This window comes from Shouchella rhizosphaerae, from assembly GCF_900142675.1.
Lineage (GTDB): Bacteria > Bacillota > Bacilli > Bacillales > Bacillaceae_D > Shouchella > Shouchella rhizosphaerae.
In genome coordinates this window covers 38,423-53,025 of the sequence record NZ_FRBS01000004.1, presented here as the reverse complement: position 1 = coordinate 53,025, position 14,603 = coordinate 38,423, and the positions used below count along the sequence as shown (strand labels likewise).

At 43.2% G+C, this 14,603-nt stretch carries 14 protein-coding genes and 1 pseudogene; 11 read left to right on the top strand and 4 right to left on the bottom strand.

Going from position 1 to position 14,603, the window contains the following annotated elements; translation table 11 throughout:
* Nucleotides 1-43 precede the first annotated feature (43 nt).
* Nucleotides 44-1,051 (bottom strand): rod-share determining protein MreBH, encoded by a 1,008-nt coding sequence (gene mreBH / locus BUC05_RS12080; RefSeq protein WP_011246123.1) that lies wholly within the window; start codon nucleotides 1,049-1,051, stop codon nucleotides 44-46.
* A gap of 625 nt (nucleotides 1,052-1,676) precedes the next feature.
* On the opposite strand from mreBH, the gene BUC05_RS12075 reads away from it, so the two are divergent.
* From BUC05_RS12075 to BUC05_RS12065, 3 genes are all read left to right on the top strand, one after another.
* Nucleotides 1,677-3,044, top strand: coding sequence for a sodium-dependent transporter (locus BUC05_RS12075; protein WP_011246124.1), 1,368 nt, complete (start codon nucleotides 1,677-1,679; stop codon nucleotides 3,042-3,044).
* Nucleotides 3,045-3,083: 39 nt separating this feature from the next.
* On the top strand, nucleotides 3,084-3,404 hold the full coding sequence (locus tag BUC05_RS12070; RefSeq protein WP_073304815.1) for a hypothetical protein: 321 nt from the start codon (nucleotides 3,084-3,086) through the stop codon (nucleotides 3,402-3,404).
* A gap of 188 nt (nucleotides 3,405-3,592) precedes the next feature.
* Entirely contained in the window at nucleotides 3,593-3,889 is a 297-nt protein-coding gene (locus tag BUC05_RS12065; RefSeq protein WP_011246126.1) for an AbrB/MazE/SpoVT family DNA-binding domain-containing protein, read from the top strand.
* 176 nt (nucleotides 3,890-4,065) lie between these two features.
* Here the strand turns inward: BUC05_RS12065 and BUC05_RS12060 are convergent, their stop codons facing one another.
* Nucleotides 4,066-4,317 (bottom strand): hypothetical protein, encoded by a 252-nt coding sequence (locus BUC05_RS12060; protein ID WP_011246127.1) that lies wholly within the window; start codon nucleotides 4,315-4,317, stop codon nucleotides 4,066-4,068.
* Between the two features lie 176 nt (nucleotides 4,318-4,493).
* Nucleotides 4,494-4,634, bottom strand: coding sequence for a hypothetical protein (locus BUC05_RS21510; protein WP_011246128.1), 141 nt, complete (start codon nucleotides 4,632-4,634; stop codon nucleotides 4,494-4,496).
* Nucleotides 4,635-4,702: 68 nt separating this feature from the next.
* On the opposite strand from BUC05_RS21510, the gene BUC05_RS12055 reads away from it, so the two are divergent.
* The 5 genes and pseudogenes from BUC05_RS12055 (at nucleotide 4,703) to BUC05_RS21505 (ending at nucleotide 8,684) form a co-directional block, all read left to right on the top strand.
* On the top strand, nucleotides 4,703-5,302 hold the full coding sequence (locus tag BUC05_RS12055) for a ribonuclease H1 domain-containing protein (RefSeq protein WP_011246129.1): 600 nt from the start codon (nucleotides 4,703-4,705) through the stop codon (nucleotides 5,300-5,302).
* Between the two features lie 76 nt (nucleotides 5,303-5,378).
* Nucleotides 5,379-6,740, top strand: a complete 1,362-nt coding sequence (locus BUC05_RS12050; RefSeq protein ID WP_073304813.1) for an aldehyde dehydrogenase — start codon at nucleotides 5,379-5,381, stop codon at nucleotides 6,738-6,740.
* A 12-nt stretch (nucleotides 6,741-6,752) separates the two neighbouring features.
* Nucleotides 6,753-8,057 carry a lysine N(6)-hydroxylase/L-ornithine N(5)-oxygenase family protein gene (locus tag BUC05_RS12045; RefSeq protein WP_084140049.1) on the top strand — a complete coding sequence of 435 codons (1,305 nt, stop codon included), beginning with the start codon at nucleotides 6,753-6,755 and terminating at the stop codon, nucleotides 8,055-8,057.
* Nucleotides 8,058-8,219: 162 nt separating this feature from the next.
* Nucleotides 8,220-8,483 (top strand): annotated as a pseudogene (gene tnpA / locus BUC05_RS12040) (IS200/IS605 family transposase); the annotation flags it as partial.
* 51 nt (nucleotides 8,484-8,534) lie between these two features.
* Nucleotides 8,535-8,684, top strand: coding sequence for a hypothetical protein (locus BUC05_RS21505; RefSeq protein WP_167369571.1), 150 nt, complete (start codon nucleotides 8,535-8,537; stop codon nucleotides 8,682-8,684).
* A gap of 85 nt (nucleotides 8,685-8,769) precedes the next feature.
* Here the strand turns inward: BUC05_RS21505 and BUC05_RS12030 are convergent, their stop codons facing one another.
* Nucleotides 8,770-9,138, bottom strand: a complete 369-nt coding sequence (locus BUC05_RS12030; RefSeq protein ID WP_073304807.1) for a DUF3139 domain-containing protein — start codon at nucleotides 9,136-9,138, stop codon at nucleotides 8,770-8,772.
* A gap of 993 nt (nucleotides 9,139-10,131) precedes the next feature.
* Here BUC05_RS12030 and BUC05_RS12025 point away from each other — a divergent pair.
* From BUC05_RS12025 to BUC05_RS12015, 3 genes are all read left to right on the top strand, one after another.
* Nucleotides 10,132-11,598 (top strand): catalase, encoded by a 1,467-nt coding sequence (locus tag BUC05_RS12025; RefSeq protein ID WP_073304805.1) that lies wholly within the window; start codon nucleotides 10,132-10,134, stop codon nucleotides 11,596-11,598.
* A 285-nt stretch (nucleotides 11,599-11,883) separates the two neighbouring features.
* Nucleotides 11,884-13,644 carry a M3 family oligoendopeptidase gene (locus BUC05_RS12020; protein WP_073304803.1) on the top strand — a complete coding sequence of 587 codons (1,761 nt, stop codon included), beginning with the start codon at nucleotides 11,884-11,886 and terminating at the stop codon, nucleotides 13,642-13,644.
* 134 nt (nucleotides 13,645-13,778) lie between these two features.
* The gene (locus tag BUC05_RS12015) at nucleotides 13,779-14,579 is read left to right on the top strand and encodes a hypothetical protein (RefSeq protein WP_073304801.1); all 801 of its coding nucleotides are present in this window, start codon (nucleotides 13,779-13,781) and stop codon (nucleotides 14,577-14,579) included.
* Nucleotides 14,580-14,603: the final 24 nt, after the last annotated feature.

Below are 14,603 nucleotides of genomic sequence, written 5' to 3'. Positions count from 1 at the left end.
AAACCCAGGCCTTAGAAAGCCTGAGCGTGGCTAAATCGTGCTTTTACAAAGTCGCTTTTTGTAGTTTATCAATAAAAGCAAGGGAACGCCCTGTACCGATAGCGACAGATTCAAGTGGGTTTGGTGCAACGTGGACAGGCACAACAATTTGGTTGGCAATCCAATCTTGCAAGCCATTTAACATGGCGCCACCGCCTGTCAACAGAACGCCTCGGTCGACAATATCGCCTGACAGTTCTGGCGGGCAATCTTCCAATGTGCTCCGCAATGCTTCAAGCAATTGCCATAACAGCTCGCTTAAAGCACCTTGGACTTCTTTTGAGTTTAATTCAATCGTTTTCGGCAAACCATTGACAAGATCCCGGCCCCGCACTTCCATTGTCCGCGTTTCATGGTCAATTGGCGCATAGCCAATGTCGATTTTAATTTGCTCGGCTGTCCGTTCGCCAATGAGGACATTGTATTGTTTGCGCACGTATGAAATAATCGCGTCATCAAATTTATCTCCGCCGACCCGGACAGAATTCGAAGAGACTACGCCGCCGTACGAAATGATGGCGACTTCCGTTGTACCGCCGCCGATGTCGACTACCACATTGGCTGTTGGCTCTTCTACAGGCAAGTCTGCACCGATCGCCGCAGCTACAGGTTCTTCAATAATATGGACTTGTTTAGCGCCACAGCTGCGCACTGCGTCAAGGATGGCTCTTCGTTCAACAGACGTTGAGCCTGTCGGCGCGCACACAACAACGGTTGGCTTGCGGACAGCCATGCCCATGTTTTTGCTCGCCTTGCGCATTATTTCTTTTAAAAGGCTAGCTGTTACGTCAAAATCAGCAATCACGCCGTCACGGAGAGGGCGCATAGCAACGATTTGGGCTGGCGTTTTGCCGACCATGTTTTTTGCTTCTATCCCAATAGCGAGAACATCACGTGTTTCCGTATTTAAAGCGACAACAGATGGTTCATTTAAAATGATTCCTTTTTCTTTTGAGTAAACAAGAATATTGGCAGTTCCTAAATCAATGCCAATTTGTGAAGATGACCACATAATTTCCACCACGTTTCTTCCAGATTTCCTATGCTAACGTTTAGTTTATCAAGGACACGGTTTGCGAGAAAGGGGAAAAGGTTGGAAAATTGTTGTGGATTGATGTCGAAAGATGAGACGAATCACCTATTTTGTTACACAAATGTAAAGAGGCGCCTGAAAAAGAATGAATGTTGATGTTAAACCTAAGACTATGAACTTAGAAAGCGCTTGTTCAGCCGTAGTGTAATTGGAGTAAGTTGCCAATAAAACATGAGTGTCCTCAGGCTGATAGCCGAGGAAAGGTGCCAATAGAACGAGGGTTCATGAGTAGATGAGTGAGTGAGACAAACGACAAATATGCGAGCGTTTGTATACAGGTTGAAGCGCCTGGGAAAGGGCGCTTCAGTAGTGGGGGAAGGGTTGTTTGCTTTTAGAAAACAACGAAGGGGGTTTTTCATTGTTTTCCTGTATAGTTTCTATACCCGTTTAAAAGCGTAATAAACATAAAAGCAACAAAAAATGAACCATTTTTCTGGATACTTTGTTAGCCAAAAGTCGGTAAGTTTTCAGAACAGGGCAGGCTTGTTTCTTAAAGCTTCCTTTGGTACGATAAAAAAATCGTGTGTAATAAAGGAGCAACAACATGGCAACTTCACAACAATGGTCTTCAAAATTAGGTTTTTTATATGCAACGGCTGGCAGCGCAATTGGCCTCGGCGCTATATGGAAGTTTCCTTACATTGCAGGCACAAGCGGTGGAGGCGCTTTTTTTGTGCTTTTCCTCGCATTTACTTTGCTGATAGGTGTTCCTTTACTTATCGGTGAATACGTGCTTGGTCGCCATTCAGGCCGAGACGCGATTTCAACCTATAACATGCTGGCGCCCCGTTCGGTCTGGAGTGTGACAGGCTGGCTTGGCGTCGTCACTTGTTTTTTGATCCTGTCTTTTTACAGCGTCGTCGGGGGCTGGTCGCTGATTTATTTAGGTTCCTCCTTATTTGGCCAGCTAGGCGGCCTTGATGTAGGCGGGTACCAAGCTAAATTTACGGGATTGATCGCAAATCCTTATTTGGCTGTCGGGGCACAGGCGTTGTTTTTAGGATTGACGGCTGCCGTTGTGCAAAAAGGGGTCCAGAAAGGGATTGAACGAGCAAGCAAATGGATGATTCCCGCTTTGTTTGTCCTTTTAGTGCTATTGTCGATTTATTCACTCACACTTGATGGAGCTAAGGAAGGACTGGCCTTTCTGTTCAAGCCAAATTGGGAAAGCCTTTCAAGCGAAGTAGTTTTGTTCGCCCTTGGCCAATCCTTTTTTGCTTTATCGATTGGCGTTTCGGTGATGGTGACTTTCAGTTCATATGCGTCAAAAAAGCAAGATTTGCCTGTATCTGCTGCTACATTAGGGGTAATGAATATTTTTGTCGCAATGCTGGCAGGAATCGTTATATTCCCCGGTGTGTTCACTTTCGGTCTAGAACCAAGCGAAGGGCCGACGCTTATTTTTGCAGCCGTGCCAGCGATTTTTTCGCAAATGCCATTTGGCGATATCGTGGTTGTCCTCTTTTTCATGCTTTTCTTCTTCGCTGCTCTTAGCACCGCTTTTTCACTGTTAGAAATTGTCGTCGCTGCCTTTATGAGAGGGGATGGAGACAAACGGGCAAAAGGAAGCTGGCTAATCGCTTTGTTTGTGTTGCTGATGGGCATTCCTTCTGCATTGTCATTTGGCGTGATCGGGGATGTGCACCTATTTGGTATGCCCTTTTTCGACTTGGTGGATTTTCTTGCATCCAACATATTGATGCCGATTGGTTCGTTGCTCATATGCATCTTTTTGCTTGTTAAAGTAAAACGACAAACACTCGCAGCAGAATTCCAAATGGGCAGCGTCCTTGGCAAAAAAGCTTTTACATTATGGTATACGATTATGACCGGTATCGTTCCTGTAGCAATTGCCGTTGTCTTGATTGACCAATTTTTTGGATTTAATCTATTTGCTCTCCTATTTTCTTGAAATATGTTATAATAGCAAAAAGCAAGAGGGGGCATCATTGTGAATAAGGACGAATTGCATGTTTATCTTGAGAAAAAGTTGAGCGATGCAAAAGTGCAATTTGAACGTACGATTGATTGCAAACACACTGAATTCGATGACCTATACCCATATATGACCGAACAGCCCCAATTTTTTTGGTATAAGCGCTACGTTGCTTGGCAAGAGCTCCTTACTCTTGTTCAAGTCGCAAAAGACTTCGACTTTAACTGGCATAAGCTGTTTTCAAAAAAGCAATCCAGGTATGTGGAAGCACAAGTGCTTGATGCGAAAGTATTGGATAACTGGTATGAAGAAAAGACGGTAGATTCCATGCCTTAAACCAATCGCCCCTGGCCTTATGGCCAGGGGTTTTTCGTAATGCTTACCGCTTAGTTTATTTCCGTTAAATTCCATAAAATACAGCAAAAAGCACCGATTCGAGTAAATTAGTGGAGCGGTTATGGAACGAAGCGCCCTGACATGGTTTAATAGGAATGTGAATCGTTTGAATATAAGGAGGATGCTGAATGAAAGCGACGGGCATTGTCCGTAAAGTGGACCAGCTAGGGCGAATTGTCGTGCCAAAAGAATTGCGGAAAACCATGGGAATTGATATTGGCAGCCCATTGGAAATCTATGTAGAAGATGACCGTGTGATTGTCAGGAAGTACGAGCCTTCCATCAAAACATGCATGGTAACAGGTGAATCTTCAGAAGAACATTTGGAGCTTGCAAACGGAAATGTTGTGCTGAGCCAGGAAGCGGCCAAACAGTTATTGGACGAGTTAAAGCAAAAAGAGAGCCGTTTTGTCGGGAACGCTTAAACGGACAGCTTAGACAGGTAGAAGCCGTTTGTCAGACGGTGAAACGAGTGAGAGCGATTAGCGCATAGGCTCATAGGCAATGGTATTCTCCGTTGGAATACATGCAAACGACAAACTATTCGAGTATTGTTTACAGACTGAAAGGACATAGGTTGCTGCCTATGCCCTTTTTCTTATTATAAAAACGAAATGGTGGCGTGTTCTTGGTTGTAAATTTCTTTAATGTCTTCCCCGATATCTTCTTCCAATTCTTCTCTCGATGGAATGCTGCTATAATTTTGTACAATTGAGAACGTATCGAGGCATAGCAATAAATACGGGTAGCGTTCTGGTGGGTCAACGATAAGCACAAATAACTTGTCCGAAGATGTACAAATGAAGTCACCTGCTTTGTCAGCGGTCCGTTTCCGTTCAATATGGATGTCCAAGTTTCGCTCACCTCTTTATCCAAAATCATCGCCAGGTTGATCCAAATTTATACATCGTCGTCGTGGTAGCGCGCTTTCGTTGAAACGGAAAATCAAGTATGCTAAATGCAGGTGAGAGACAAACGTTCCTAATTAGGCCGCTTTTGGCCTTACGGGTATGCTAACTAGCTTTAACATTACCGTTGTTTCGGTTTTTTGCTCGTTGATTTGTTTGTTCCGTTGTCAATAAGTTCACTTGCAACTTCTTCATTAAACATGGATTCAGTTGGTGTCTGGTTATTGGTCAATGTTTTTTTTGCTTGTTTATTTCGTTTCAAGTTGCCTCACCTCCATCCATACGTTTTCCATGGCAGTCCGAAACTATACGATCCAAGGAGGTTAAAAAATGGCAAAGCAAAAATATTACGTTGTTTGGAAAGGAAGAAAACAAGGGATTTTCCGGTCATGGGCTGACTGTGAAGCCCAAGTGAAAGGGTACCCTCAGGCAAGGTTTAAATCATTCCCTACGCTTGCAGAAGCAGAGGCTGCTTTCCAAGGCAAAAGCATGGCCTCTTCAGTGAGGCCAAAAGACAAAGCGCAAAAATCACCTGTTTGGGACAGCGTTAGCGTTGACGTTGGTAGCCAAGGGAATCCTGGAAAAGTTGAATACAAAGGGGTTGACACCAAGACAGGGGAGATTTTATTTGAAAAGACGCCCATTAACATGGGCACGAATAATATGGGCGAGTTTTTAGCGATTGTCCATGGCCTCGCCTATGTACAAGGAACGGACAAGCCTGTCTACTCTGATTCTGCGACTGCAATTGGTTGGGTAAAAAAGAAAAAAGCCAATTCTACATTAAGCCGGACAAAAGAAACGGAAGAAATTTGGTCGCTTGTGGAACGGGCGGAGAAATGGCTGCGCGAAAACCCTAACCATAATCCAGTGTTAAAATGGGAAACGGATGTGTGGGGAGAGATAAAAGCCGATTATGGCCGAAAGTGATCGTCGTTAAAAAGGGGAATTTAAGGGTATAGATATAAAAAATCGGTTTGTTTTGAAAAGGAGTGCTTGAGCTGTTATGTACGAGACATTGCTAGCCGTTCAGAAAGAGCATGTGTTTACTGGCGCTACAAAAGCCGTTGCTTACCGAAAACAACAGCTCCAAAAGCTAAAAACGATGCTGCAAACGTATGAAAAAGAGCTGCTTTCGGCGTTACGAGCGGATTTGAATAAACAAGAGCCTGAAGCTAGGATGGTTGAAATGGCTTTTCTACACCAAGAGATCGATTTGGCGTTGGACTCAATCGATGAATGGGTCAAGCCAATGAAAGTGAAAACGCCTACCAGCCATACCGGTTCAAAAAGCTGGGTGGCAACAGAACCATACGGTAGCGTCTTAATCATTTCCCCTTGGAATTATCCGATTCAACTCACATTTGCACCTTTAATTGGTGCCCTTGCTGCTGGCAATGCCGCAGTGCTCAAGCCTTCTGAGTTGACGCCGCGGACTTCAAGCATAATGGCTGCCGCTGTCCGGGCCACATTTCCGAAAGAGCTCGTGACCGTGGTAGAAGGAGACGCGAAAACAGCAGAGACGCTACTCAATCTTCCATTTGACTCTATTTTCTTTACTGGAAGTGCCGCTGTCGGAAAAATCGTGTTAGAAAAAGCAGCTAAACATATGACGCCATGTACGCTTGAATTAGGTGGGAAAAGTCCAGTGATTGTGGATGGCGAAGCAAAATTGAAATTGGCGGCCAAACGGATTGCTTGGGGAAAATTTTTAAATGCTGGGCAAACATGCATCGCTCCCGATTATGCTCTTGTCGATGAAGACGTGTACGAACCGTTTCTCGAGCAGCTAAAAACGCAAACATATACGCTTTTTTCGGACAGGACAAAAGAAGGAACCTATACGCAAATTGTGAACGACAAACACTTTGAGCGCCTGCGCCGCTATTTAGATAATGGTCATATTGCCCTTGGCGGTCAAATTTCACCACAGGCGCGTTTAATCTCTCCAACAATCTTAACCAATGTTCCTTGGGATGCGCCGATCATGCAGGAGGAAATCTTTGGGCCCATCTTGCCTGTGTTCCGATACAAAACGCCTGCCGAAGCAATTCAAAAAGTCCGCTCATTGCCGAATCCACTTGCACTCTATGTATTTTCTGAAAACGAGCGTGTACAACGGCTATTTACGGAGCAGCTTTCGTTTGGCGGTGGCTGCATTAACGACACACTTATGCATGCAGCAAACCCGTACCTTCCTTTCGGCGGCAAAGGAGCGAGTGGCATTGGTGCTTACCATGGCTATGAAAGCTTTCGCACTTTTTCCCATCAAAAGAGCTTGTTAAAGCAATCGACAACATTTGATGTGCCATTTCGTTACAAACAAGGGAAAATCGCAAATACATTTATTCGTAATATATGCAAATAGGAGTGGATCGAAATGGAGGATATGTTTGACGTTGTTGGTGTAGGGATTGGTCCTTATAATTTAGGGCTGGCAGCCATGATAGCAGAAAGCACCGATATCAAAGCAGCCTTTTTTGATGAAAATGATGTCTTTTTGTGGCATCCTGGCATGCTGCTTGATGGAACCGACCTTCAGGTTCCTTTTTTAGCAGATTTAATAACGTTGGCTAATCCGCAGAGCCGCTACACCTTTTTAAATTATGCTCATGCGGAAAAAAGGCTGATGTCCTTTTATTTTTTCAACCGCTTTGACATTCCAAGAATGGAGTACAATGCCTATTGTCAATGGGTGGCAGGGCAACTAAGCAACTGCCATTTTGGCACAAAGGTGTTGGAGGTTCAGTATGAAGCGGAGAAAGAAGCATATCGAGTCGTGCTATTAGCGGCTGGAATAGAAAAAACGGTTTATGCAACCCATATCGTTGTTGGTACTGGTAGTGTGCCGCTCCTTCCAGGCAGCTTAGAAAAAGCATGCAACGAAGACATCATCCATTCAAGCGACTATCGCTTTTATGAAAAAGACATAAAGGAAGCACGGTCGGTAACGGTAATCGGTTCAGGGCAGAGCGCTGCTGAAATTTTTTACTCCCTTTTACAGAACCAACCGAATCACCATTACACCCTTAACTGGTTTACAAGATCGCCAGGCTTTTTCCAACTAGAAGAATCAAAGATCGGGCAAGAGCTTTTTTCGCCAGATTTTGTTTCTTATTTTCATGAACTTCCCTATGAAACAAGGAAGGACACCCTTTCACTGCTCGGGCATTTGCGCAATGGCGTGCAAGCTAAAACACTCCACAACATTTATGACCTATTGTACCACCGCAGCATTGCCAAAAAAGCTTCTCCTGCTTTAATACGCGCCAATATGGAAGTGACAACGATTGAGAAAAAGGGACCGCGGAGCTATCAAGTGATCGGAGAACAAACACAACAAAGGCAGACGTTTGCCTACCAGACAGAAAAAGTCATTTTAGCAACAGGCTATAAGCCGAATGTCCCCCGCTGGTTGGAAGCAATGCAGACTGAGCTGGAAATGGAAGGCGAAAGCGAGTTTAAACTAACACGTAATGCAGAACTCATTTTTAAAGATGCGCGCAAAAACCGGATGTTTTCCTTAACGAATGTCGAACATGCGTTAGGGACAAGTGCTACCAATCTCGCTTTATCGGTTGAACGGAACGCACGGATTGTAAATGAACTATGCGGCAATGAGGTATTCCAAGTAAGCCCAGGGTCTGTTTTTCAACAGTTTGGCAATGAAGAGGACGGAAGCTGACCGGGGCAGCTTCCGTTTTTTATTAATATGGGTTTGAAACCACGTGCTCTGCACGTGTGAAAACGAAACTTCTAGAGAGGTCTAGTGATGAAAAAATCTCCAATCGTTATAATAGAACTTGGCCGCCAAACCAACTTCTATCAACGAAAGGAGATCTCACCCATGAGTGACAACAGTTTATCACACACAAGATGGAATTGTAAGTATCATATCGTGTTTATCCCTAAGTATAGACGAAAGATTGTCTATGGGAAGCTGCGAAAAGATATTGGAGCTATTTTGAGAAGGTTATGTGAAATGAAAGATGTAGAAATTATCGAAGCCCATGCGATGATTGATCACATACACATGCTGGTGAAAATTCCGCCAAAAATGTCGGTATCGTATTTCATGGGGTATTTGAAAGGGAAAAGTTCGTTGATGATCCAGTGCTTGATGGAGAACTAGTTGCCCTGGATAAAGAAGGAAAGCTGGACTTTGAAACATGCAGCTATGCTCTCGATCAAAGAAACTCGTCAAGTTCCTCTTCAATTTGTTGCATTTGATAGCCTTTACCATCAAAACGAAATACCTCAAAACCGCTCCATAAAAGAAAAAGTTGAGGGAGAAAATAGGGTTTATAAATGACCTCATACAAGAAGAATCCAGAATGGGATTATAACTCGGTTCTGGATTCAATCAGCGTAAACTTCCTGATATTTATGAAATTTGCTCAATAATCCTCATTTACTGGATCACCTTCTGCTACACCGTTTTCTCCTTCTTTTATCTCTTGTGTCCTTCCATTAACTTTTTCTCTAATTATTAATAGAACTCCTTCCTTTTCTTCTGAATGAATAATGTAATTGTACGTTAGGTTTGGTTCATTATCGAATACTACGAAAATATCATAATCTCCTCTTTTAGCATCCCACTCCGCGTATATATTGGAGATTTCGCTTGTTAGAGGTTGGTTTGCGATATACTCTTCAACTTGAGAAATACGTCTCTTCTCGGAAAAGGGGTTATCAAAAAAAGCGATATAAACAGATCCGACGATTAAAACTATTAAAATAACTGTAACCGAAATAATTTTTTTCATTTTTCTAATAGCACCTCTCCACATTGCGCAATAGAGCCGCTAAGTCACAGACGGCGTGATACATCCTGCGAGACCATCCTACAAAATTACAAATACTTTGGATAGCATAGATCCCACCTACTGTTCAAAATTAGTTTATTTATCTTATTATCATGTTGATAAGGGATCGTCTTTAAAAAATCCGAGGAAAAAGGGAATAGTACTTCCATATAATTTACGTTCCGAATTTAAATCAATCACTAATGTCTATAATAAAATGTAGGAACGGGAAGTATTTAAAAGATAGCATAATAAGTAGCAAATTAAAAGAAAGCCACCCGGCATAGTTTAAGTCCTGGGAGGCTGATCGTGCAGGCATCTTTAGGACAACAGTCTACAAAACAAGGTTTTGTAAGCATCGCTTTCTGCCAATGTTTAATAGGATACCCATTTATGTGATTAAAAGGGGGGCGCGGCTTGTCACCGGAACCACTTTACACAATTTTTTGTTCCAATACGACTTAACGGGCCAGGGCTTTCGCCTCCTTTTAAGCGTTAATTTGCTCTGTGTGACGACAATGAGGAAACGACGCACATCCAAAATTTATTAGCTCCTCCTGGGATTTATCTCCGTTTTAAGACTTAGCAATCATTTGTGCATGCACATCACTCTTATCCTTCTCATAAATAGTTTTAAAACCCATCATATTATTTGTCCAAACAGAATAAAATGGTTTCTCAAGTAAGAAGCGCTAATTGTGAAAGGACGGCTCTTGTACTAGCTCGTAGCGACTGCTTCGTAAGCACGGGAGCAAAGAATGGAAACAACGTACGTTTGTAATTTGTATAGATTCGTTCTTAAAAATTATTATAAATAACATTGACTTTCAACCTCAATCCACGTACACTATATTTAACGATAATGATTCCAATTAAGGAATAAGTTTAGTTATATCGTTCATTTGCCAACGATGCCATATTGGTAAAGCTTAATGATCAAAAGGGGGATTACATATGCGACGATTAACAGATAATCAAGGACATCCAATTTACGACAATCAAAACTCGCGTACAGCTGGCCAACATGGCCCAACTTTGTTAGAAGACTACCATTTGGTGGAAAAACTCGCCCATTTTGACCGTGAACGGATTCCAGAACGGGTTGTCCATGCGCGGGGGGCTGGTGCCCATGGCGTATTCAAAGTAAAAAACAATATGAAGCGTTATACAAAAGCAAACTTTCTTTCTGAAGATGGGAAAGAAACGCCTGTTTTCGTCCGCTTCTCAACAGTCATACACGGTGGTACCTCTCCAGAGACGCTTCGCGATCCACGGGGATTTTCTGTTAAGTTTTATACAGAAGAAGGAAACTATGATTTTGTCGGCAACAACTTGCCTGTTTTCTTCATTCGTGACGCGATTAAATTTCCGGATGTGATCCATTCTTTAAAGCCAGATCCACGTACGAATATCCAAAGCCCTGACCGGTATTGGGATTTTATGAGCTTAACGCCAGAATCAACAAACATGCTTACCCATCTATTTACGGACGAAGGCATTCCTGCTTCTTACCGGGAAATGCGGGGTTCAAGCGTCCATGCGTTCAAGTGGATCAATGAACACGGAAATATGGTTTATGTCAAGCTGAACTGGGTTCCGAAAATGGGCATCCGTAACTTGTCAATGGAAGAAGCCGCCAATATACAAGCTCATGACTTTAACCATGCAACGAGAGACTTATACGAAGCGATTGAACGTGGCGATTATCCAGAGTGGGATTTATATGTACAAATCCTTGATCCAGCCGATCTAGACAATTTCGATTTTCATCCGCTTGATGCAACGAAAGATTGGCTTGAGGAAGACATTCCTTCTCAATTAGTAGGGACGATGACGCTGAACCGCAACCCTGAGAATGTCTTTGCCGAAACGGAACAAGTTGGCTTTAACCCTGGAAATCTTGTCCCTGGCTTTGAGCCATCGGAAGACAAAATGCTTCAAGGGCGCATCTTCTCGTATTCGGATACACAACGATACCGAGTCGGTGCAAACTACTTGGATCTCCCAATTAACTGCCCATTTGCGCAAAAGGCAAACAATACTAGAGATGGGGCAATGCCAATCGGCCAACAAACAAACCGGATCAATTATGAACCGAATCGTTTTCAAGATACGCCAAAAGAAGCGGAAGGCTATGAAGACTACCGTGCGCCTATTAATGGCACTATAGGACGAATTGCGATTGAAAAGAAAAACAACTTTGGCCAAGCAGGCAAAATCTATCGAAACTATCCGAAAAATGTCCAAGACGCGCTTATTAAAAACATTGCAAATGATTTAAAACAAGTTGCTCCAGAAACAGCGCTCCGAGCCATTTGCAACTTTTACCGTGCTGATGAAGACTACGGACAACGCCTTGCGGATGCCATTGGAATGGACATCTCTGAATATGTGAAACATGGATCAGAGAACAACTCCTAACTCGAACAACCAGCGTGACTGTTTAGTCCGCTGGTTTTTTTATAATTATTCGCATAGCCATGCCTTTCGTCTCATAAAGTAGCAATAACGAAAGGAGTTGGTACGAGTGAGACGTTGGACGAGCTATTCAAATCAGGAAAAAAGTTTATTGTTGCTCGGGGTGGCAACGCTATTCGCCATGGTCAGCAGCTTTTTCTTTGCCATCTAACGTGCAAAAAGCAGCCAATAGTGGTAGTATTTAAATTGTTACGGTAGACGAAATAATTTGACGACAGGAGGCTGTATATGCAATATCCAATAACATGGGATTTAGAATCGATTTTTGCAGGAGGAAGCCAGTCAGAGGCGTTTAGCGACTTCTTAAAAGAAACAAACGGTTTGCTCGACCGTTGGCAGGAAACAGAAGCTGCTCCTGTGGACATACAAGAGCTTGTTGCGGCAATTGAACAAACTTTTCCTCGACTTGCCCATGCGAGTGCCTTTGTTTCTTGTTTGCTAGCACAAAATGTAAAGGACGATATGGCGCGTTTGCGCCAAGAGCAAGTACAAGAGCTTGAAGTCAAATGGCAAAAATTAAACTTGCTCCTTGAAGAAAAACTGAAACCGATTGACGATCAAGCCTTTGCCTCTCTCCTTGAAGAAGAAGCAATGAAACCGTCAGCTTTTATGTTGGAAAAAGCGAGAAAACGGGCAGCTGACAAAATGAGCGCAGACAAGGAAGAGTTGGCAACCAAGTTGGCTAAAGACGGCTATCACGCCTGGGGATCCGTTTATAATGAAGCAGTCGGGCGAATGGAAATCCCGTTTGAAGAAAATGGGGAAGTGAAACATTTGTCGGCTGGACAACTCCATAACCGTTTATCGAATGAAGACCGTTCTGTGCGCAAACGTGCTTATGAAGCGTCGCTACAAGCATGGGCTCAGCAAGCGCCATTGATTACACAAACATTAAATCGCCTTGCCGGTTTCCGTTTGAAGCTGTATGAAGAGCGGGGCTGGGACAATGTTTTGAAAGAACCATTGGACATAAATTTAATTTCCGAAGAGACATTAACAACGATGTGGGATACGATTACGAAAAACAAGTCAAAACTATACCCATACATGGACAAAAAGGCAGAATTGTTAGGTTTGGAAAAACTTAGCTTGTTTGATGTCAACGCTCCTTTGCCGACAAGCGAAACGTCTAAAAACGATATTCCGTACGAAGAAGCTTGTGAGCTGATCATCAAGCATTTTAACCGCTTCAGCCCGAAAATGGCTGAATTTGCTGAAATGGCGCTTAGCAACGGTTGGGTCGAAGCTGAAAACCGCGCCGGAAAACGCCCAGGCGGCTTTTGTACAACTTTTCCACTCCGTCAAGAATCGCGCATTTTTATGACCTATGACGGCTCAATGGACAATGTTGCAACGCTCGCTCACGAACTGGGCCATGCGTACCATAGCTGGTGCTTAAAAGACATGCCTGTCACGTCGCAAAAACAGTATCCAATGAGCATCGCCGAAACCGCCTCCACATTCGCCGAAATGATTGTCGCTGATGCACTTGTGTCTGAGGCAGAAAGTCCAGATGTAAAACGATATTTGCTGGAAAACAAACTCTCTCGTTCATTAGCCTTTTTCATGAATATCCATTCCCGTTTTCTGTTTGAAACGCGTTTTTATGAAGAACGCAAACAGGGGATTGTACCGACTGAACGTTTAAATGAATTGATGGTTGAGGCACAAAAAGAAGCATATGGCAATAAAGTAGAAGCATACGATCCTTATTTTTGGGCATCAAAATTGCATTTTCACATAACGAAACAACCGTTTTATAATTTCCCTTATACATTTGGCTATTTGTTTAGTATGGGCCTATATGCACGGGCCTTAAAAGCAGGCGCTTCTTTTGAAGACAACTACATTGCGTTGCTGCAAGACAGTGGCAGCATGACAGCCGAACAACTAGCACAAAAGCATTTACAAGTCGATTTGACAAAACCGGACTTCTGGCAAGAAGCGATCAATGTTGTGCTAAAAGACAGCCATCAATTTGTCCAGTAAAAACAGCGGGGGTTAGCCTCCGCTGTTTTTTTGCGCAAGAATTAATAGTAGAAGGGGAACTTAGGTTTGAAGTAAAATAACAATAGAACATGGTCATCGATACTTAGGAGCTTCAAAGAAGGAGGCCTTTTTGAATGAAAATGAAGTGGATGGCGGTGTTATCGGTACTTGCCATTCTCTCTGCCTGTGCAGGAGATACAGAAACATCAAAACCAAATACGGATAATGACACAAATGAAGATCAGGAAACGGCATTAGAAAGCGATAAAAAGGAGCACAATCAATTAGCTGAAGAAGAAGCAGAGGCGGAAACGGTTGCAGCAATAACAGCTGAATCCGTTATCGAGGAAGCGATTGTTGCTGAGAAAAAATTGGGGAATTTTAGCCTAGAGTGGCAAAAACACGAAGTAGCGGAAGACGGGACTGTCATGGAAGCGTATGCTTTTGAGCGGTTGCATGTATACCGTTCTGACAATGGCCCGGATTACTTTTTTAAACAATCTGAAAACATTGATGAAGATGGGAATGGCGTGGAAACAATCGAAACTCAAACGCCTGAAGGAAGAAACGTGTACCTGAGCACAGATAGCTTTGCTGTACTGAGCGAGGCTAGCGATGACCATGTTCCGCCATTTTCCCCAGAGCCACTTGAAGACCTAATAGCTGAGCAATCTCCCTATGCCCTTACATATCAAGGCATTTATGAAATCAGCGGCTACCTCGCACACCATGTGCAAGCGACGGCAGAAGAACGGGATGTAGAAATCAATTTGTGGTTCGATACTGAAACAGGGTTGCTAGTAAGGGAAAATGCATTTTATCAAGGCAAGCCAGGCCAAGTTTTGATCTTAACCACGTTTGAAGAAGACATTGACTTCGATCCAGAGCTATTTGACTTTCCTGTTGAGGGGGTTCCAGTCCGAGACGAGCGGTAATCGCACGATAATTAACGCCACTGT

Excerpts from the sequence above, each read along its gene's own strand:
- BUC05_RS12065 (WP_011246126.1), top strand. The coding sequence starts at position 3,593 with ATGAAAGCGACGGGCATTGTCCGTAAAGTGGACCAGCTAGGGCGAATT.
- BUC05_RS12015 (WP_073304801.1), top strand. The coding sequence starts at position 13,779 with ATGAAAATGAAGTGGATGGCGGTGTTATCGGTACTTGCCATTCTCTCT.
- BUC05_RS12020 (WP_073304803.1), top strand. The coding sequence starts at position 11,884 with ATGCAATATCCAATAACATGGGATTTAGAATCGATTTTTGCAGGAGGA.
- BUC05_RS12030 (WP_073304807.1), bottom strand. The coding sequence starts at position 9,138 with ATGAAAAAAATTATTTCGGTTACAGTTATTTTAATAGTTTTAATCGTC.
- BUC05_RS12025 (WP_073304805.1), top strand. The coding sequence starts at position 10,132 with ATGCGACGATTAACAGATAATCAAGGACATCCAATTTACGACAATCAA.
- BUC05_RS12075 (WP_011246124.1), top strand. The coding sequence starts at position 1,677 with ATGGCAACTTCACAACAATGGTCTTCAAAATTAGGTTTTTTATATGCA.
- BUC05_RS12045 (WP_084140049.1), top strand. The coding sequence starts at position 6,753 with ATGGAGGATATGTTTGACGTTGTTGGTGTAGGGATTGGTCCTTATAAT.
- BUC05_RS12055 (WP_011246129.1), top strand. The coding sequence starts at position 4,703 with ATGGCAAAGCAAAAATATTACGTTGTTTGGAAAGGAAGAAAACAAGGG.
- BUC05_RS12050 (WP_073304813.1), top strand. The coding sequence starts at position 5,379 with ATGTACGAGACATTGCTAGCCGTTCAGAAAGAGCATGTGTTTACTGGC.
- mreBH (WP_011246123.1), bottom strand. The coding sequence starts at position 1,051 with ATGTGGTCATCTTCACAAATTGGCATTGATTTAGGAACTGCCAATATT.